At 68.0% G+C, this 19,026-nt stretch carries 13 protein-coding genes; 7 read left to right on the forward strand and 6 right to left on the reverse strand.

Annotated features, from left to right (window positions below; all coding sequences use genetic code 11):
- Positions 1–274: 274 nt before the first annotated feature.
- From ACIHCQ_RS20980 to ACIHCQ_RS20990, 3 genes are all read right to left on the reverse strand, one after another.
- On the reverse strand, positions 275–3,130 hold the full coding sequence (locus ACIHCQ_RS20980; RefSeq protein ID WP_399664138.1) for a glycosyl hydrolase family 95 catalytic domain-containing protein: 2,856 nt from the start codon (positions 3,128–3,130) through the stop codon (positions 275–277).
- A 31-nt stretch (positions 3,131–3,161) separates the two neighbouring features.
- Entirely contained in the window at positions 3,162–4,538 is a 1,377-nt protein-coding gene (locus ACIHCQ_RS20985; RefSeq protein ID WP_399664141.1) for an endo-1,4-beta-xylanase, read from the reverse strand.
- A gap of 247 nt (positions 4,539–4,785) precedes the next feature.
- A complete protein-coding gene (locus ACIHCQ_RS20990; RefSeq protein WP_399664143.1) occupies positions 4,786–6,150 on the reverse strand; it encodes an RICIN domain-containing protein in 1,365 nt (454 codons plus the stop codon).
- A 347-nt stretch (positions 6,151–6,497) separates the two neighbouring features.
- Between ACIHCQ_RS20990 and ACIHCQ_RS20995 the strand changes: the two genes are divergently transcribed.
- The 6 genes from ACIHCQ_RS20995 to xerC all read left to right on the forward strand — a co-directional run bounded on the left by ACIHCQ_RS20995 (position 6,498) and on the right by xerC (position 14,432).
- Positions 6,498–8,810 (forward strand): ricin-type beta-trefoil lectin domain protein, encoded by a 2,313-nt coding sequence (locus tag ACIHCQ_RS20995; RefSeq protein ID WP_399664505.1) that lies wholly within the window; start codon positions 6,498–6,500, stop codon positions 8,808–8,810.
- The gene (locus tag ACIHCQ_RS21000; RefSeq protein WP_399664146.1) at positions 8,807–10,075 is read left to right on the forward strand and encodes an ABC transporter substrate-binding protein; all 1,269 of its coding nucleotides are present in this window, start codon (positions 8,807–8,809) and stop codon (positions 10,073–10,075) included. Before ACIHCQ_RS20995 ends, ACIHCQ_RS21000 begins: the two co-directional genes overlap by 4 nt.
- Positions 10,076–10,186: 111 nt before the next feature.
- On the forward strand, positions 10,187–11,059 hold the full coding sequence (locus ACIHCQ_RS21005) for a carbohydrate ABC transporter permease (RefSeq protein WP_399664149.1): 873 nt from the start codon (positions 10,187–10,189) through the stop codon (positions 11,057–11,059).
- Positions 11,059–11,886, forward strand: coding sequence for a carbohydrate ABC transporter permease (locus ACIHCQ_RS21010; RefSeq protein WP_399664152.1), 828 nt, complete (start codon positions 11,059–11,061; stop codon positions 11,884–11,886). Before ACIHCQ_RS21005 ends, ACIHCQ_RS21010 begins: the two co-directional genes overlap by 1 nt.
- A gap of 1 nt (position 11,887) precedes the next feature.
- Positions 11,888–13,153 (forward strand): mandelate racemase/muconate lactonizing enzyme family protein, encoded by a 1,266-nt coding sequence (locus ACIHCQ_RS21015; protein WP_399664155.1) that lies wholly within the window; start codon positions 11,888–11,890, stop codon positions 13,151–13,153.
- A gap of 388 nt (positions 13,154–13,541) precedes the next feature.
- Positions 13,542–14,432 (forward strand): tyrosine recombinase XerC, encoded by an 891-nt coding sequence (gene xerC / locus ACIHCQ_RS21020; protein WP_399664158.1) that lies wholly within the window; start codon positions 13,542–13,544, stop codon positions 14,430–14,432.
- Between the two features lie 791 nt (positions 14,433–15,223).
- Here xerC and ACIHCQ_RS21025 read toward each other — a convergent pair.
- Together ACIHCQ_RS21025 and ACIHCQ_RS21030 are read right to left on the reverse strand one after the other, a co-directional pair.
- Complete coding sequence (locus tag ACIHCQ_RS21025) at positions 15,224–15,460, reverse strand: hypothetical protein (protein WP_399664161.1); 237 nt, start codon at positions 15,458–15,460, stop codon at positions 15,224–15,226.
- Between the two features lie 479 nt (positions 15,461–15,939).
- Complete coding sequence (locus ACIHCQ_RS21030) at positions 15,940–16,854, reverse strand: PhoX family protein (RefSeq protein WP_399664165.1); 915 nt, start codon at positions 16,852–16,854, stop codon at positions 15,940–15,942.
- 270 nt (positions 16,855–17,124) lie between these two features.
- Between ACIHCQ_RS21030 and ACIHCQ_RS21035 the strand changes: the two genes are divergently transcribed.
- On the forward strand, positions 17,125–17,658 hold the full coding sequence (locus ACIHCQ_RS21035) for a TerD family protein (protein ID WP_399664168.1): 534 nt from the start codon (positions 17,125–17,127) through the stop codon (positions 17,656–17,658).
- Positions 17,659–17,888: 230 nt separating this feature from the next.
- Here ACIHCQ_RS21035 and ACIHCQ_RS21040 read toward each other — a convergent pair whose 3' ends face one another.
- Positions 17,889–18,962 (reverse strand): class I SAM-dependent methyltransferase, encoded by a 1,074-nt coding sequence (locus ACIHCQ_RS21040; RefSeq protein ID WP_399664171.1) that lies wholly within the window; start codon positions 18,960–18,962, stop codon positions 17,889–17,891.
- Positions 18,963–19,026: the final 64 nt, after the last annotated feature.

The raw sequence follows: 19,026 nt of genomic DNA on the forward strand, positions 1-19,026 counted from the left end.
GACTGCCGATCGGCACCATCTGCCACGGCCCGCAGGTCCCGGCCACACCGGGCTCCTGCGTGGCCGTGCCACGGCCGCGTACCCGCCACGCGTACGTCTCCCTCGCGATGCTCCCGGCCCTCGCCCTCTACGCCGTCGCCGAACGCCAAACTCGTCGGCGGCTCGCCTCCGGTGCCGCCAGGGGGTGATCCGTCAGGCGACCGTGCAGGGTATTGCTGGTCTGTCCGCTTGGCAGGGTGAAGGCCACTTCCTTGTTCTCCCGCATTGTGCGGCACTATCCGCGTCGAAGCAGGAATCTCTGGTTGGCGGCGGCGGCGGGGGTCCACTGGGATATGCGGGCGCCATCCGCGGTCGACGCGTTCCACACGTCCATGGCCAGGCCGCTCTGCCGGTTGACCAGGCTGACCACACCACTCCCCTGGTCGACCACCCGCCACTGCTGGCTCGCGGCGCCGGTGTCGGGTTGCTGGGTGATGTCGGCACCGCTGCTCGAGTTCGCGACCTGCGCCACCAGGCCGCTGTGCCGCGCCCTGATCCGGTAGTAGCCACCACCGGAGTCGAGGAAGTCGAACTGCTGGTTCAGCCCCGTGGTGGCCGACCACTGTTGCAGGAGCGCGCCCGCGGCGGTGGACACGCCACTGATGTCCGCGAGCTTTCCGCTGTGCTGGGCGACCAGCCGGTAGTACACACCGGGCTCCACGACCGAGCCCGAGCCTTGGCCGGTCGCGCGGTACGTGTGTCCGGCCTGGCCGGTGAACTCGATCAGGCCGGTCTCGGGCTTCGTCGGCTGCACCTGGTCGCCGCTCGTCGTGTCGCGCAGGTCGTAGGCGCCGGTGAACATGCGGCTGCGGACCCGGACGGTGCCGGTGCGGTCGGGGGTGACGGACAGCTCGGTGAGCTGACCGCCGTGCCACGCCGCGCCCACCGTGTAGCCGCCGCGGCCCCGCAATCCCCTGACGCTCCCCGTCGGCCAGGCAGGCGGTAGCGCGGGCAACACGTGCAGTTCGCCGTTGTGGCTCTGCAGCAGCATCTCCGCGATACCCGAGGTCGAGCCGAAGTTGCCGTCGATCTGAAACGGCGGGTGCAGATCGAACATGTTGGGCGCGAGCCGGTCCGTGGTCACGAGGTCGCGGATGAGTTTGTGGGCTCTCGCGCCCTCCTCCATGCGCGCCCAGTAGTTGATCTTCCAGGCGAGCGACCAGCCGGTGCCGGCGTCGCCGCGCAGTTCCAGGGTGCGGCGGGCGGCCTCGAACATCTGGGGTGTCCCGCGCCTGGTGATCTGATTGCCGGGGTGCAGGCCGTACAGATGGGAGATGTGCCGGTGGTTCTGTTCGGTCTCCACCCAGTCGTGGAGCCACTCCTGGATGTTGCCGCGCGAGCCGATCTTCATCGGGGCCAGCCGTTGCCGGGCCGACCGGACCTGGTCGCGGAAAGCGGCGTCGACCCCGAGCACCTCGCTCGCGGACGTGTACCCGTCGAACAGGTCGCGCAGGATCTGCATGTCCATCGCCGGGCCCGCGCACACGCTCACGTTCGGGTGGTGGTTCAGTTCCGGCGAGTTCGACGGGTTGGTGACCAGGTATCCCAGACTGGGTTCGGTCACCAGGGTGTCGAGGAAGAACTGCGCCGCGCCCTTCATCGCCGGATAGTTCCGCCGGAGGAACTCGATGTCGCCGGTGAACCGGTAGTGGTCCCAGATCAGGGTGGCCAGCCAGGCGCCACCGGTCTGCCACATGCCCCACACCGCGCCGTCGACGACCGAGGTACCCCGCCATCCGTCGGTGTTGTGGTGCGTGACCCAGCCACGGGCGCCGTACTGCGCCTGCGCGGTGCGGGCGCCGGTTGCCGTGAGTTCGTCGATCATCGTGAACACGGGTGCGAGGCACTCGGCAAGGTTGGTCGTGTCGGCAGGCCAGTAGTTCATCGGCAGGTTCGCGTTGATCGTGTACTTCGAGTCCCACGACGGGTTCATCTGGTCGTTCCAGATGCCCTGCAGGTTCGCCGGCTGCGTGCCGGGCCGCGACGACGAAATCAGCAGGTACCGGCCGTACTGGAACAGCAGCGCGGAGAACTGCGGGTCGTCGACCGAGTTGTGCCGGGCGATCCGAACGTCCGTCGGCTGGTCGGCCGCCGAGGTGCGGCCGACGTCGATACTGACACGGCCGAACAACGCCTGGTAATCAGCCACGTGGCGGCCGAGGAGGGTGCCGTACGCGACGCCCTGGGCGGCGTTCAGGTAGTTTCGGGCGATGCCCTGGTAATCGCCGTTCACGGTCCGGTAGTCGACGTAGCTGGTGCCGATCGAGACCAGCACCGTCACACTGTTCGCGCCCGTGACCCGCAGCGTGCCGCCGGAACTGGTGACACTCCCACCCTCGGCCACTGCCTTGGCCTGCGCGAGGAACCGGACCGTGCCCGCGATCCCCCGCATGGCACCGGAGATGCCGTCCAGCGCGATCGTCGTACTGTCCGGACTGGACACCGTCACGCGCTGCGGGCTGCCGAACGCGGCCGAGAACGTGATAGAGCCGGGCGTCTCCGCGGTCAGCCTCATGACGATCACCTGGTCCGGTGCGCTGGCGAACACCTCACGCCGGTACCGCACGTTGTTCGCGACATAGGTGACGACCGTCGTGGCGGTGGTGAGGTCGAGCCAGCGTTCGTACCCGGACACCCCGCTCACGCTCGGGAGGGTGAACCGGAGGTCGCCGACGGGCTGGTACGCCAGCTGGGCCGCGGGGTTGCCGAGCATCGTCTGGTTGATCAGGTCCTGCGCCTGCCCCCACTGGCCGCCGAACACCAGCTGCCGGATCTGCCCGAGGGCGGCGGCACCCCGCGGGTTGTCGTAGTTGTGGGGGCCACCGGCCCAGACCGTGTCCTCGTTGAGCTGCAACCGTTCCGTGTCGGTGCCGCCGAACAACATCGCACCGAGGCGGCCGTTGCCGACCGGCAGCGCGCGAAGCCACTCCGAACCGGCCGCCTCGTCGTACCACAGCGCCAGGTCGCCCGCCGCTCGCACCTCCCGCGGCGCGGTCGAGTCGGCGCGGGCGACCGCCGTCCACCCGGTCTGGGCCAGCACGGCACCGGCCGCGCCCAGCTTCATCGCCTGTCGTCGTGTCAGATCGGGCATCTCGGTCCCACCTCTCTGTGGCGTACACGGATCACCGCAGTGCCCATCGCTGGTTCGCTCCGCCGGAGCAGCTCCACAGCTGCACCAGCGTGCCGTTGGCCGTGGCGTCGTTGCTGACGGCCAGACACAGTCCCGACTGGGCGTTGGTGATCGAGCCGTTCGCGTTCACATTCCACTTCTGGTTGCTGCCACCGTGGCAGGTCCAGATGATCACTGCCGTGCCATTGCTGGTTCCGCCACCCGAAGCGTCCAGGCACCGGCGTGAGTCTCCGGAGTAGACGGCCAGCTCCTGCGCGGACGTGTGGGTCCACCGCTGGTTCGCTCCACCCCAGCAGTCCCAGATCTGCACGCGTGTCCCGGTCGCGGTGGTCTGGTTCGGCACGTCCAGGCACCTGTCCGCGCCCGCCGCACGCAGTTCACCACCGGTGCCGCCACCACTGCCGCCACCGTTGAGCGCGTCGAGGACGGCGTAGTAGGCCTCCTTCTTCTGGTAGTTGGAGTCGAACAGGAGCGGGGTGTCGTTGGGGCGCCACGTGTGCCGGTCGGTGACCCCCCACGTGGTGATGCCCGTGCAGCGGGCGACAGCCATGCACGCCTGGGTGACCTGCCGGTACACGTTTGCCTGGCCGGAGCCGGAGCCGCCGATGTCGAGCTCGGTGATCTGCACGTCGACGCCGAGGTTGGAGAATCGCTGCAAGTTCGCCTGGTAACTGCTCATGTCGGAGTTCCAGCTGAGATGACTCTGGAAACCCACGCAGTCGATCGGCACGCCGCGGTTGCGGAAGTCGACCACCATGTTGTAGATCGCGGTGCTCTTCGCGTTGATGCCGTCGGTGCCGTAGTCGTTGTAGCAGAGCTTGGCGCTCGGGTCGGCGGCGCGGGAGGCGCGGAACGCCTCCTCGATGTAGCCGTTGCCGAGCCGCTGCTGGAAGATCGACTGGCGGCGGCTGCCGTTCCACTCGAACGCCTCGTTGACCACGTCCCACGAGTGGATCTGGCCACGCCAGTGACCGGCGACGCCGTTGATGTGGTTGACCATCGCCTGACGCAGGTCGTCGCCGTACAGGTTGCCGACCCAGCCGGGGTACTGGGCGTGCCAGACCAGGGTGTGACCGCGTACGGACATGCCGTGGCTCCGCGCGTAGCTGACGATCTGGTCGCCGCCACCGAAGCTGAACTGGTTCCGGTTGGGCTCGGTGGCGTCCCACTTCATCGCGTTCTCGGCCACCAGACTGTTGAACTCCCGGTTCAGCGTGGCCGAGTACGAGGAATCACCAAGGAGGTTGGGGACGACCGCAGCGCCGAAATAACGACCGCTCTGCGCCGCCGAAGCGCCGATTGTGTCAGCGGCACTGGCGGTCCCGGCGGACAGCACGAGCGCGGTCGCCGCAAGACAGGCTGTCGTCATGACGGCAGCGGCCGATCTGATGCGACCATGCCGCCGCACAAGTGAACTGCTGAACATCGCAACCCTCGTTTCGTTGCTGAAGGTTCGGGTCATTCGGGAGGCTGCCGCCCATCCCCGGGGCGGGGCGGCGGCCGGTTGGTTCAGCGGGGCGAGTCGGTTTGGGTGAGCAGGCCCATCCGCCAGGGCAGTTGCAGGCAGTCGCCGCCGGCACCCGGCTGTTGTGGGGCTTCTCCGTCCTTTCGGAAGGTCAGCTGCGCTGGAGCTGGAACCGCTGGTTGGCGGCGCCGGTCACGGCCCACTGGGAGACACGGGCGCCATCGGCGGTCGACTCTCCCCACACGTCTATCGCCAAGCCGCTCTGCCGGTTCACCAGGCTCACCGCGCCACCTCCCTGGTCGACCACCCGCCACTGCTGACCGACGGCGTTCGTGTCCGGCTGCTGCTGGGTGATGTCCGCACCACTGCCCGAGCCCGCCACCTGGAGCACCAGACTGCTGTGCCGCGCCCGGATCTGGTAGTAGCTGTCGCCAGACGGGACGAAGTCGAACTGCTGGTTGAGCCCACCGTGCACGGACCACTGGATCAACTTCGCGCCGGCCGAGGTGGACGCGCCGTCGACGTCGACCGCCTTGCCGCTGTGCGCGGCCGCCAGCCGGTAGTACACCCCCGGTTCCGGCACCGTCGGTGCGGGCGGGTCGGAGCCGAACTGGGTGAAGAACCGCCACAGCTCCGATTTGACCCAGCTCCTGGCGCCGCTCTCACAGCCGGCGCACCCGTCCACCGGGCCTTGCTGGTGGCCGCCGTCGAACGCGGCCCAGACAACCGGATGGTCGGCCTGGCACCCGGAGTAGGTGGTGATCGTGTGGGTCAGGCTGCCCCGTGCGGGCTCGGGCGGGTTCTGCGGGGTGCAGCCGTTGTTGCGGACGAACGTGTCCCGCAGCGCGCGGCCGCTCTGGATGTTGTCCGAGATGCCGTGAATTCCCATGTACGCCACGGGTTGTGTGCCGCCGCCGCATCCGCTGATCTGTCCTGGAGCGGCGATGGCCGCGACCGCGCGGAAGACGGCCGGCCGGGCACACGCAAGCGCGTAGCTCATGGCGCCGCCGTAGCTGAACCCCACGGAGAACACCTGCGAGGTGTCGACGCAGAGGCCGCCGCCGAGCACCCTGACCATGTCGTCGGTGAAGGTCACGTCCTCGCCGCCGGTGTTGGCCCAGGCGTTGCCGATGCCCTGGGGCGCGACGAAGATCGTGGTGTTGTTCGACTGGGACAGCATTCCGTAGTAGGCCCATGCGTGCCCGTCGCTTCCGCCGGAAGCGACATCGCCCGCGGTGCCGCCCCACCAGTGGAAGCCGAACGCCAGGCGGTAGGGGTGGTTGCTGTCGTAGTTGTCCGGGATCTTGAGTGTGAAACTACGGGTCTTGCCGCTGCTCTGAATCGTGTGCGTACCGCTGGTCAGCTTCGGGGGCGTGCCGCACCCGGCGCTCGCCGCGACACCGTCGGCGGACGCCTGCGACGGGGGCGCACCAGCACCGTGCGCCGTGCCACCCGCTACCACGACCAGAAGCGCCGCGGCCACGACAGACCGGAAGAAGGATCTGTACCTCACCATCACGCCACTCCACTATGTTGTGGGGGTTCACTATGCACAGGGACTACGCGTGAAGCTCAGATGAGTCCGACTCATCCTGACCGAGCCGGATGCTCAAACGACCCCATACAAGCGGTCAGGTCAACCGCCGTCAAGGGATCGCCCACCGAGAGCCGCGGACGCTCTCCCTCTGTTTGATCCGATGAGTCGCATCCATCTGATTGCGGATACCTGATTCATATGGTGGACTGAGGTCTGCCTCGGCAGGGGCGTTCGCCGGATCCATTCCACGTTAAGGAGATCCCGTGTTCGCATCCTCGTCCCCCACGGTGCGGGCCTTCGTGGCCGCCGCAGCGTTGACCGCCACGATGGCTGTAGCCGCCCCGGCTTCTGCCGCCTCCGCGGCCACGACCACCCTGTACGTCTCCCCGTCCGGTACCGGCACCGGTTGCTCGGCCACCGAGCCGTGCTCGTTACCCGCCGCACAGGCCGCGGTGCGATCACTCAACGGAACGATGTCGGACGACATCGTCGTCGAGGTGGCCGGCGGGGTGTACCGGCTGTCCGCGCCGCTGCGGATGACCGCGGCGGACTCCGGCAACAACGGTCACCGTGTCGTGTGGCGGGCGGCCCCGTCCGCGCGTCCCGTGATCAGCGGCGCCCGCGCGGTCACCGGCTGGTCGGTCGCCGACGCCGGGAAGAACATCTGGCGCGCGGACGTCGGCACCGGGACCGACACGCGGCAGTTGTACGTCGACGGCGCGATCGCCACCCGCGCGCGTACGCAGGTGAACCGGTCCTCGTTCACCTTCACCAGCGCGGGCATGACCTTCTCCAACTCCGCGCTGGGCTACCTGAACAACCTGGCCGGCCAGAACCGGGTCGAAGTGGAGAGCGTCAACTCGTTCACCGACCGGTACTCGCCCGTGCAGAGCATCAACGGGAACGTCATCACGATGCAGCAACCCGCGTGGAACAACAACACCTTCGGGTACGACACGCTCGCGGCGCCGCATCGAGCCGGTCCGTTCTATCTGGCCAACGCGTACGAGTTCCTCGACTCGCCCGGCGAGTGGTACGTCAACCCCGGGACCGGCACGCTGTACTACATCCCGTCGGCCGGGCAGAACATGAGCAACGCCCGCGTGGAGCTGCCGGTGTTGCAATCGCTGGTGAACGTCGGCGGCACCCATGACGCGCCCGCGCACGACATCACGTTCAGCGGGATCACGTTCACCGGCACGAGCTGGCTCGGCCCCAGCGGCAACCAGGGGTACGCGGACCAGCAGACCGGCGCCTACATCGCGGGCAACTGGAACTGGCCCGCCGACCGGCTGACGTCCTGCCAGAACGGCTGCCGGCAGTTCGAGGCGGCCCGGCCGCACTGGTACCAGATGCCCGCCGCCGTACAGGTTTCCGCCGCCAGCGGCATCACCTTCAGCGACTCCGAGTTCGTCAACCTGGGACAGACGGCCATCGGCATCGGCAACGACGCCAACGCCCACGCCAGCGGGGTCGGTCTGGGCGCGAGCGACATCACGGTCACCGGGTCCGAGATCGCCCGCAACTCAGCGGGTGGCATCGTGGTCGGCGGCGTCCGCGCCGACGCGCACCACCCCAGCGACCAGCGGATGGTCAACCGGGACATCACCGTCAGCAACAACCGCATCCACGACCTCGGTCTGGAGTACCGGGGCAACGTGTCGGTCCTGACCACCTACGTCACGACCACGAACGTGTCCCACAACGAGGTCTACAACATGCCGTACTCCGGCATGTCGATCGGCTACGGCTGGGGCAGCAACGACGCGGGCGGCAGCGACCACTACGCCAACCGCGGCCTGTACGACTACCAGCCGCGGTACTCGACGCCGACCACCGCGTCCGGCAACCGGCTCGTCAACAACTACATCCACGACGTCATGCAGCAGATGAACGACGGTGGCTGCATCTACACGCTGGCGTGGAACCCGAACGCGGTGATCAGCGGTAACTACTGCTCGCGGACCAACGGCTATTTCGGCGTCTACTTCGACGAGGGCTCCCGCTACTACACCGCCACCAACAACGTCTTCTCCGCCACCGGCACCTGGGCCACCGCCAACTACTGGGGTGGGGAGAACATGGGCAACTGGACGGTCACCGACAACTGGTCGACCAACGGCAGCACCAACATCTCGAACGGAGACCGCGGCAACGTCGTCCGCGGCAATGTCACGGTCGCAGGCGGGAACTGGCCGTCCGGCGCCCAGGTCGTGATGGCGAACGCCGGGCCGCGGGACAGCGGTGACCCGCCGACGGGCACGATCGTGGGCAGTCAGTCGGGCCGCTGCGTCAACGTCAGCGGCGGGAGCACGGCCAACGGCGCCCAGGCGCAACTCTGGGACTGCCTCAGCGGTGCGCACCAGCGATGGACCTACACCTCCGGCAAGCAGCTCGTCGTGTACGGCAACAAGTGTCTGGACGCGTCCGGGCAGGGGACCACCAACGGCACCCGGGCGGTCATCTGGGACTGCCACGGCGGCACCAACCAGCAGTGGAACATCAACGCCGACGGCACCATCAGGGGCGTGCAGTCCGGGCTGTGCCTCGACGCCAGCGGCAACGGGACCGCGAACGGCACCCTGCTCCACCTCTGGTCGTGTCACGGCGGAACGAACCAGCAGTGGAGCGTGCGATGAGGCAGCGAGTACTGTGGTCGGCCGTCCTGGTCGCGGCACTGACGTTGGCCGGTTGTGGGAGCGCCTCGAGACCGGAATCGTCATCCGGCGGCGGTACGGACAGGCTGGTGGTCTGGGACTGGAAGTCGGGAGATGACGCCGCGGCCGCCTACATCGACGAGGCGAAAGCCGACTTCGCGGAGAAGCACCCAGACGTCACCGTCGAGTTCGTGGCCCAACCGTTCGACCAGTACTACACCCTGCTCGGCACGGCCATCCAGGTGGGCAAAGGGCCGGACGTCATGCTGTTCAACGGTGGCGGCCAGATCCGCGACCGGGTGGACGCGCTCGTTCCGCTGGACTCCTACATCGCCGGGGGCCGGGACCGCCTGGTGAGCTGGGATGCGTTCAGCAAGGACGGCAAGACCTACGCCTCGCCGGTCACGTTGCAGGGTCACCCGATCTACTACAACAAGAAGCTGTACGAACAAGCGGGCCTCGACCCGGACAGGCCGCCCGCGACCTGGAGCGATTTCGTCAGCGGTTGCGCCACGATCATGGAGAAGACCGGTGCCACGTGCGTCGCGCTCGGCAACAAGGAAGGCGCCGGCATCCAGTTCTTCCTCTCCGGCCTGGGGTCCGGCGCTCTCACCGACCGGGAGTACGACGACTGGATCGCCGGAAACCGGAACTGGACTTCCCCGAACGTGAAGCGGGTCTTCGAGTTGTGGACGGAGACCGATGGCGCGGGCCTCAACAACAAGGGGGCCAACTCGACGGCGATGTTCAACGACTCCTTCGCGATCTTCTCTTCCGGCAAGGCCGCCCACGTCATCGGGCTGATGTCGGACGTCGGGCACTGGAAAGACTTCGGCGAGTTCCTCGACCCCGACGACATCGGCGTCATGCGGGCGCCGGTTATCACCGCCGGGGCGACGCCGAGCCTTCCGTATGACGGTGGCATCGGATACGCGGTCGCCAAGTGGACCGCTGATCCCAAGCTTGCCGCCGACCTGGTCCGCTCGTTGACCTCGAGGGACGCGCTGGCGGCGTTCTACGCCGACGCGGGCGCGATCGTCTCCGACACCTCCATCGACGTGTCGAAGGCCGGCCCGGCCGTCTCCGGAATCGTCTCCGGGATCGAGAGCGGCGAACCCGCCCTGCACGTGGCACTTTCCTCGCGGACCCTCGACCTGATGGGGCGGCTGTCCCAGCAACTGCTGAGCGGGTCGGTCACCGTCGACGAGGCGCTGAGGCAGCTCGCCGCCTCGGATCAGGAAGACTGACCGGGTGCCGCTCGGAGGCACGCCGTCGTCGGTCCGTTCGGCGCCGGCCGAGCGGACGGGTCGATGACCGGACATGGCGCTCGTCCGACGGCGCGAGCGGGTAGCCGGCCGATGTCCCGCCGCACGAGCGCGGAACGCCTCGCGCCGTATGTACTGGTTGCTCCGGCAGTGCTGGTCATCGTCGCGTTGCGGCTGTACCCACTGGTGCTCGGCGTCAACTTCTCCTTCACCGGAGACGGGGAACGCGACGGAGCTTCAGTCGGACTGGACAACTACGCGACCCTCTTCGACGACCCGCTCTTCCTCGGCGCGCTGCGGAACGTGGGACTGCTGGTGCTGTTGCTTCCGGTGGCGGTCGCCATTCCCGGACTTCTCGCGACGTTCATCTACCTGCGTGTTCCAGGACACCGGTTCTTCCGCGGCGTCTACTTCTTCCCCGCCGTGCTGTCACCGGTGATCGCCGGCGCGATCTTCAACCTCCTGCTGGCCTTCGACGGTCCCGTCAACTCCCTTCTCGAAACCTTCGGTCTCGGCCGGGTCGACTGGCTTGGCGATCCGGACATTGCGATCTACACGGTCGTCGGTGTCCATGTCTGGGCGACCTTCGGGATGGCGCTGGTGGTGTTCCTCGCCGGATTCGCCGCGCTGGACTCCTCGCTGCTGGACGCCGCGCGGATCGACGGAGCGTCACTTCCCCGAATCATCTGGCACGTGATCATCCCGAGCCTGTCCCGAACCATCCAGTTCGTCTTCGTGACCACGATGATCGGAATGCTGACGTCGATGTTCGGGCTGCTCTACGTGATGACCAGCGGCGGCCCAGGGGGCACCACCTACCTGCCGGAGTACTACATCTGGATCCAGCAGGGCCAGATGAACCGCCCGGCACTCGCCTCGGCCGCGTCCACCGTGCTCTTCCTCGTCATGGTGGTGGTGGGACTGCTGCAGATCAGCGTGCTCCGCCGGTCTGGCAGGTCGGAATGATGTCCGCTTCCCGGACGAGCAGGTGGCTGGTCGCCATTCCGATGACGGCGCTCGCGCTGGCCACGATCTATCCGCTGGTGTTCACCACGAACGTGGCGTTGAAGACACGGCACGAGTACGTCCTCGACCGCTTCGCCCCCACGGACTCCCCTCGGTTGGACAACTTCGCCACCGCGTGGAACAGCGCCGGAATGGCACGCTACTTCGCCAACTCGCTCATCGTCGTGACGTGCTCGGTCGCGCTGCTGCTGCTGATCGGATCGATGGCGGGCTTCGCCCTGGGCAGACTGCGGTTCCGTGGTTCGCGGGCGCTCTTCCTCGGCTGCCTCGCGGCATTGTTCGTTCCGTTCCAGGTCATCATGGTTCCGCTCGCCAATACGATGGCCGCCCTCGGTCTGATCGACACCCATGCCGGGTTGATCCTCGCCTACGTCGCGCAGTTCCTCCCGTTCACGATCTTCCTGATGGCGAGCTACTACGCGCATGTCCCTGCCGAGATCGTCGACGCGGCCAGGATCGACGGCAACACCCACTTCGGCGTCTACCGGCGGATCATGCTGCCGCTGGGTGCCCCGGCACTGATCTCGGTCGGCATCCTGAACGCGCTGTTCTGCTGGAACGACGTTCTCATCGCGCTGCTGATGATGCCGTCGGCCGAGAATCGCACCCTGATGGTGGGAGTCACCTCGCTTCGCGGGCAGTACTCGGACGACATCCCGACGTTCGCCGCCGGCGTCCTGATCGCCGCCGTGCCGATGCTGATGATCTACCTCTTGTTCCAGCGCCACATCGCCGAAGGCGTCACCGCCGGTTCCACGAAGGGCTGACATGCGGATCACCGGGTTTCGAACCCTGAACACGGTCCAGGAATGGGGGCGACCGGTCGGCGACGCCAACGGCGTCTTCGTCGACGGGCTCACCCCCGTACCGATCATCCTGGTGGACACCGACGTGGGGATCACGGGCGTCGGTCTGGGGCCGCACGTCAACGCCGAGGCGGTCTTCGCCGCCATCGATGGCGAGGACCCACGCGGCGTCACGGCACTCTACGACCGCATGCTGCGGCAGACGTTCAAGACCGGTCACGCGGGCGCGGTGTTCGGCACCATCGGCGCGTTCGACACGGCGTTGTGGGACATCAAGGCCCAGGCCGCCGGGGAGCCGCTCTGGCGTCTGCTGGGCGGTCGCGACCGGCGGGTGCCCGCGTACGCCTCGGGTCTGGACATCGGCCTCACCGACGCCGAGCTCGTGGCCGTGTACGAGTCCTATGCGGAGCGCGGTCTACGCGCGGCCAAGCTCAAGGGCGGTCTGGACGTCGACCGGGACCGGCGGCGGCTGACGCTGGTACGCGAGGTCCTGGCCGACGCCGCCCGGGGACAACAGCCCGCCCTGATGCTCGACGCGAACGAGTCGTGGTCCCGCAAGCAGGCCGTTCGCCACGTGTGCGCGCTGGAACGCACCCTCGACCTCACCTGGATCGAGGAGCCGGTCCGGCGCTGGGACGCCGAAGGGATGGCCGTGGTCGGCAGGGGGATCCGGGCCTCGGTGGCCAGCGGGGAGAACCTCTCCGGCCTCGAACAGTTCCGCCCGCTGCTTGCCGCGGGGGCGATCGACATCGTCCAGACGAGCGCGGTCTGGGGAATCACCCACTTCCTGCGGGTCGCCACCCTGGCCCACGCGCACGATCTGCCGGTCAGCCCCGTCGGGAACACCCCCGTCGGCCTGCTGCACGCCGCGACCGCCACACCGAACCACCTGGCCAGCGAACTGCAGGACCTCCGGCCACCGCTCGGCATGCACGTCGACCTGCACGTCGAGGACGGTGAGTTCGTCCTCGGCAACTCGGCAGGCATCGGCATCCGGATCGACGAGGACATGATCCGAGCATCCGCCCGCCAACCGGGTTCCCCGGTCGGCAGCGGCACGAACGTGCGACCGGAATCGGCCGGACGACGCCTGCTCCCCGTGACGGACGACGCCGCCGTCCCGCCCCACCCGGGCTCCCGTCGACCGCTTCCACTCCGTCCGGCGGACGAGAGGCCCGGGCGGCACAACGCCGAGCCGCGCGCCAACACCTCGCCGGACAGGACATAGCCGCGCACAACCCGTTCGAAGAACCCGAAGCGCTGCCCCGACTGACCGGGATCTGACGGGGCGCTTCGCGGACATCGAGGGGCTGTTCGCCCCGCGACTGCGAGCGGCTGCGCCCCCGCCGGCGGCCGAGACACTCACCGCCACCAGCTCGGAGCGCACTGCCCCCGCCTGCTCACCGACCATCACCACGGGACGTGGACCTTCGCCGTCGACATCCCCGCTCCACACCATCACCGGACCACCGTCCGACGAGGCGGCTTTACCAGCCCCGACGCTGCCGAGGCCGCACTGCGGACGTTCCTGGAAGGCGAGGCCGGCGGCTTCAACGCCGACCCGAACCAGACCGTCGCCGACTACCTCCGCACCTGGTCTGGCGGCAAAGGCGCTGGTGCTCAAGCCGACGACCATGGCCCGCTACCGCGACTACGTGCACAACGACCTCGCCCCCGCCTTCGGCAGCCTCAAGCTGGAGGAGCTCAGGCACCGGCACATCAGCGCATTCGTGACCCGCGAGCTCGCCGCCGGCCGCGGTCGCACCACGCTGTATCGGTGTCTCGCCACGCTGTCCAGCGCGCTGGGGGACGCCGTCCGCCAGCACCGCCTCGCCCACAACCCCGCCAGCCCTCCGGCACTGCGCCGACCGCCCTCGCCGGAGCGCCGGATCTGGACCGCAAACGAGGCAGTCCGCTTCCTCCAGCACTGCCACAAAGCCGACCCCGACATGGCCGACCTGTTCGAGCTCCTCATCGGCACCGGCCTACGCAAAGGCGAAGCCCTCGGCCTGCACTGGGACAACGTCCACCTGCCCGAACAGGTGCTGTACGTCCGGTGCACGCTCTCCGCGATCGACAACAACCAACTCGTCATCACCACCCCCAAGACCCGCACCAGCAAGAACTGGGTTGCCATCTCCCCCCGCGTCGCCGCCGCCCTCCGGCACCGGGCCTGCTCAAGCTCCCGCACCCACAGCGCCCCGGGCGCCCCCCTCACGGGACTGATCTTCTGCCGACCCGACGGCCGGCCGCTTCAGCCCCGCGCCGTCCTCGACCGGCTCCGGCAACTCTCCGAAGAAGCCGGCGTCCCCCGAGTGACCGTTCACGATCTGCGCCACCTGGCTGCCACCCTCACGATCACCGCCGGCGTCCCCCTCACCGTGGTCTCCAAGACCCTGCGCCACTCCACCCTTTCCACCACGGCCAACCTCTACAGCCACCTCACCCAACAAGCCGCCCGCGAAGCCGTCGACACCATCGAGCAGACCCTCACGCGGGCCGAATAGAAAGCCAGCCGCCATGCCCGACTGAATCAGCTGCGATCACCACGCGACCACATCAAGCGGCTCCGCGAAGCCCTCAACCGGCTCCGCTCCCCCGCCCCGCCCGGCTTCTGTACCGCCGCGAACCGTCCCCAGCCCCGGCCTGCGACCACAATGCGACCACCAGCCCTCCCGGAATGCGAAAAGCCGCCCTCTCACGGATGAGAGAACGGCCTCCGACCTGCGAAAAGCAGAGTCGGGACGACAGGATTTGAACCTGCGACCCCTTGACCCCCAGCAATGCGCTCGGCGCTACGTTGAAGACCTGAACAGCCACACCGCGCCGTACGACGCAGTCAAAACCGCATCCCGCCCGCTACACGGCCGCCAAGATCACTATGGCGCAGTACGAGGACGTACGCCTCCATCGAGTCGTGCTCCCCCGCGTACTGGCGCAATTAGCTGCTGCGGTGAACGTTCAGATTGTCTCAGACAACCATGGCGGGCCGCCGAGCCGGAGGTGGGCCCGCACGAGAAGGTCACGGTAGTCCTCCCGGGTGAATCCCCCGGTGATCGCCTCGGTGATGTCCTGGATCCGAGGACGGTAGATCAGCCGGCCGCGTTCGCCGGGCTTGAAGCAGGCGAGCGCGGCACCGCTTATTCTGCGTCGGTCAAGCCCTCACCTGCCTATACCTCACAGGCACAGCCCTGCAGGGCGCGGGAGCGCCGCCTCAGCAGAACGCTCCGACATCACTCATTCAGGTCGGCGTGACGCACGCCCCGCCAAGTGTCGCCCGTGACGGATCATCCAGTATTCATCGGGTTCCGCCGCTTTCTCCTCTTTCAGTCACAGATTCCAAGGCGTGGAGAATTCTTTCAAGGTCTTCCGCGGCCGCTGCACAGAATTCTTGATCGCCTTCCGTGATAGAAAGCATCGCCTCATCAAATTCACGACCGTCAGGTCCAGATTCCTCGATCAGGCGAGTTGGCGCGATCAGCCAGATCTTCGTCGACCTGAATGTCCACTCCAGACGCTTCGGCGCCTCACGCACAGCCAGTTCGAAAACAGCCCTCAGTTCGTCACTGGGCGTCTCAAAGCGCCACGCGATAAATGCAAGCTGGAGGTTCCCATAGAGGGGTGACGCTCCGTCGGTGACCTGAACCAGACCAGCCGACTGAACTCACTCAAGATCTGCCTGGATCGCTGATTTCCTGTAGCCGTAGCTGAAATCCTATCGCTGCCGTTCCGCCGCCCTCCCGGCCACTCGTTGGAGGGGCGGTCGGGCAAGACCGCCCCTAACACACCACCAGCCAACTACACTCCGCACGACGCCTCTGACCAGGCCAGATAGCGAAACGCTGCTGGAGTGCCAGCACTGCAATTGCGGTTGGTGTGACGGGATCGCATGTCGATGTATATGTGAAAGTGCGGTGCGGCTCGGGCACAGGTACGAGGCGTGCCACGGGGCGGGGTAGTCACCGCCCGGCGGCACGCCTCACCGGCAGCCCTCGACCTGGCACCTGGTACCTGCTACGTCTTCCGGACTGTCACGGTTGCCGAGCGCGGACGTGCCCCCGCCTCCCCGTCGGGCCAGCTGCTGACCGCCTGGGGGTTGCCAGCCGTCGGCCTGCCCCAGTGGAGGGTGCGTTGGCCGGGGTGCTGGATGTTGACGAAGAGGGCGTCCCCATCAGGATTGGCGGACACGCCGGCGACCTCGGCACCGCGTGGGGCAACCAGGAAGCGGGCCACCTCCCGGGTCCGGGTGCCCGTGACCAGGAGGGCGTTGTTGCCGGCTGCGGCGAAGATGGCGTCGTCAGCGTCGGCGAGGCTGTGGCCGGGGGTGCCGGTGGAGATCCAGAGCTTGCCGTCCGCGCCGAACCAGAGGTTCTTCGGACCCGCGAACATGCCGTCCGAGGTCAGGGCCGAGTCGCCGCCGGAGAGGAACACCTCCCAGGCAACGGCGCCGCCCGTCTCCGTCCAGCGGATGACCTGGCCGTAGCGTCCGGCACCGGAGACCGACATCGCCGCCGAGGCCTCCGGCGCCGACTTCTCCTCGTGTCCGGTGCAGAACAAGGCCGCGGAGCCGCCGACGATGGCGAGGTAGACCTCGCCGGTAAGCGAGTGTACGGCGACCCGCTCGGGGCGGGCCAGCGGGGTGGCGCCCAGGGCGTCGGCGGCGAGGCGGGCCCGGACCAGGACGTCGGCCTGGTCCCGCCAGCCGTTCCCGGCGGTGAGCGGCCCGCTGCTGAAGACCAGCGGCAGCCAGCCGCCGGTGGCCGGGAGACCTTGGCCAGCACCATGTTGGCTGCCACGGCTTCGCCGTCGGGGCCCCGGGTCAGCCCGCTGACGCCTCCAGCAGGCTGTCGAAGACGGCGACTGCGACGAGGCGCAACTGGCGACCGGTTGGATCGGAGCGCTATCACCGCTCCGAGCGGCACGTACCACCACCAGCCGCGTATCCGGAACCGCTGCAGCACGTAGAGCCCAGCACCACGATCTCCCTGGTCTGAACAGCGTCCAGGACCGCCGCCCCTACGCGTCGCCTGTAATCCTGACGCTGACCGAGCGCAGTGAGCAGCACAGGGGCAGCAGACCGACACCCAACCCCACACATCCGGCGCCAGGTACGCCTGCTTCAACAGCTCGGCCGAGAGCCATACTTGACCATGCGGGGAGAAGCCCGTGGTGGCCGGATACGGGAGAGTCAGCGATCCAGTGAGCAGCGACAGCGTGGGCGTGAGCAAGGTCGGGGTTCGGCTCAAGTGGGACCCGAGCCCCTGGAACCGGCCACCCCACCATCTCGACATCATCGCCGCGACCTACTCCGCGGACGCTCCCTGCGGGCGGCCCGAGTACGTCGTCCACTTCGACAGCCGCTCTCCGGACGGCACCATCAACATGTCCCGGCACAGCCAGGCCGGTCAGGGATTCGGCTACGTCGAAGAGATGACCCTGGAACTCGATCGTCTCGCCACCTCCTTCGCGCGTGTGGTCGTCGGAGTCGCGATCCACCAGAACAGCGGGCACAAGACCTTCGGCGACATGTCGAACGCTGGAGTACTGGTCGTCGAGGGTTACCGCGAACTGCTGAAGGACGACTTCTCGCAGGTCGCCGGATCCACTGCCGCAACGGTCGCGGAGTTCACAAGAGCCGCTTCGGGGTCGTGGGAGTTTCAGCCGATGATCCGGGGGTTCGACACCGACCCGGGGGTCTTCGCCGCGGAGATGGGCGGCGCTCCACAGCCGTGACAGCCTCGTCACCGCTCCAGCCATCGCCGCGCAACGGGGGCACAGCTCACCACTCGGATGACCGACGAGTGTGTGACTCGCGCTCCGGCTGACCACCGCGGCCAGGCTCGCCGATGCCGACCTCGACCTGGACGCGGCCCGCACCGCCGTTGCCGACGGCTTCCTCGACTACGCCCTGCCGGTCTGGGAGAAGTCCCACTCGGTGCAGGCGGGTCGCCTGCTCCGCGAGGCTACGGCTTGATGTCGTAGAGGACGTTGAAGGGATCGTCCGCCGTGGACCGGGCCACCTCGCTGAAGCCCGCTTCAGCACACAGGTCGCGTACGACAGCCTCGGGCATACCGCACGTTCCCAGGGCGGCTCCGCCGCTCGCGAGGGACGTGGTCATGCAGTAGAAGACGCTGAAGCCATAGAACATCGATGCGATCGGGCCCACGTTGTCCTCGGAGCGGTCCGCGCTGTTGATCTCGAGCATCAGGTAGTCGCCGTCGTCCTTGACCGCGGCCCGGACGGCGGCAAGAAGCCGCGTCGGTTCCGCCGAGTCGTGGATGACGTCGAAGGTGGTGACAAGGTCGTAGCGCCCGGGAAGCCCCTGGGCCGCATCGACCGTCTCGAACGTCACGCGGTCGGCGACACCGGCCCGCTCCGCGTTCGCCCGGGCGCGTTCCACCTGCCCCGGGAAGTTGTCGAACCCCGTGAAGCGGGAGCGGGGAAACCTCTGGGCGAGCACGAGCAGAGCGCGGCCGGCACCGCACCCCACGTCCGCGACGTCGATGCCCCGCTCCAGCTTTTCGACGACGTGAGGGAAGGTGCTCAGCCAGTCGTCGACCATCACGCTCTCGAACCAGCTGCCGGTGAAACGGCTCATGCCGTCCCACAGGGTGTCCGGGTAGTCGCTCTGCCTTACGCCTCCCCCGTTCCGAAACGCCTCGATCAGTCGTTCGTACGGTGCCAGGGCAGCGGGCATCATCTGGTAGACGCCGCCGAGGAACATGGGCCCTGTCTCGTCGGCCAGGGCGGGAACGTGTTCGGCCGGAAGCGCGAAGCTCCCGGGCTCCAGTTCCTTCAGATAACCCGCAGCCGTCAGACCGCGCAGCCACTCGCGGACGTAGCGCTCGTTCAGGTCCAGACGGTCCGCGAGTTCCTGGCTTCCGACAGGGCCGCCCGCCGCGAGGGCGTCGAACAGGCCCAGTCGGTCACCCAGGTGACACAGACCGACGGCCATCATCCCGCTGATGTCGCCGAGCGCCTTCTCCATGAAGGCTTCCACTTTCGTTTCGTCCAGTCCCTGCTGCGCCGCCGCCATGGTGTCCCTCCTGACCGAGCACGATCGCGGCATGCGACCGGCCCGGCAAGCCAAACACCGTGCT

This window comes from Streptomyces sp. NPDC052236 (assembly GCF_044548015.1).
Classification (GTDB): domain Bacteria; phylum Actinomycetota; class Actinomycetes; order Streptomycetales; family Streptomycetaceae; genus Streptomyces.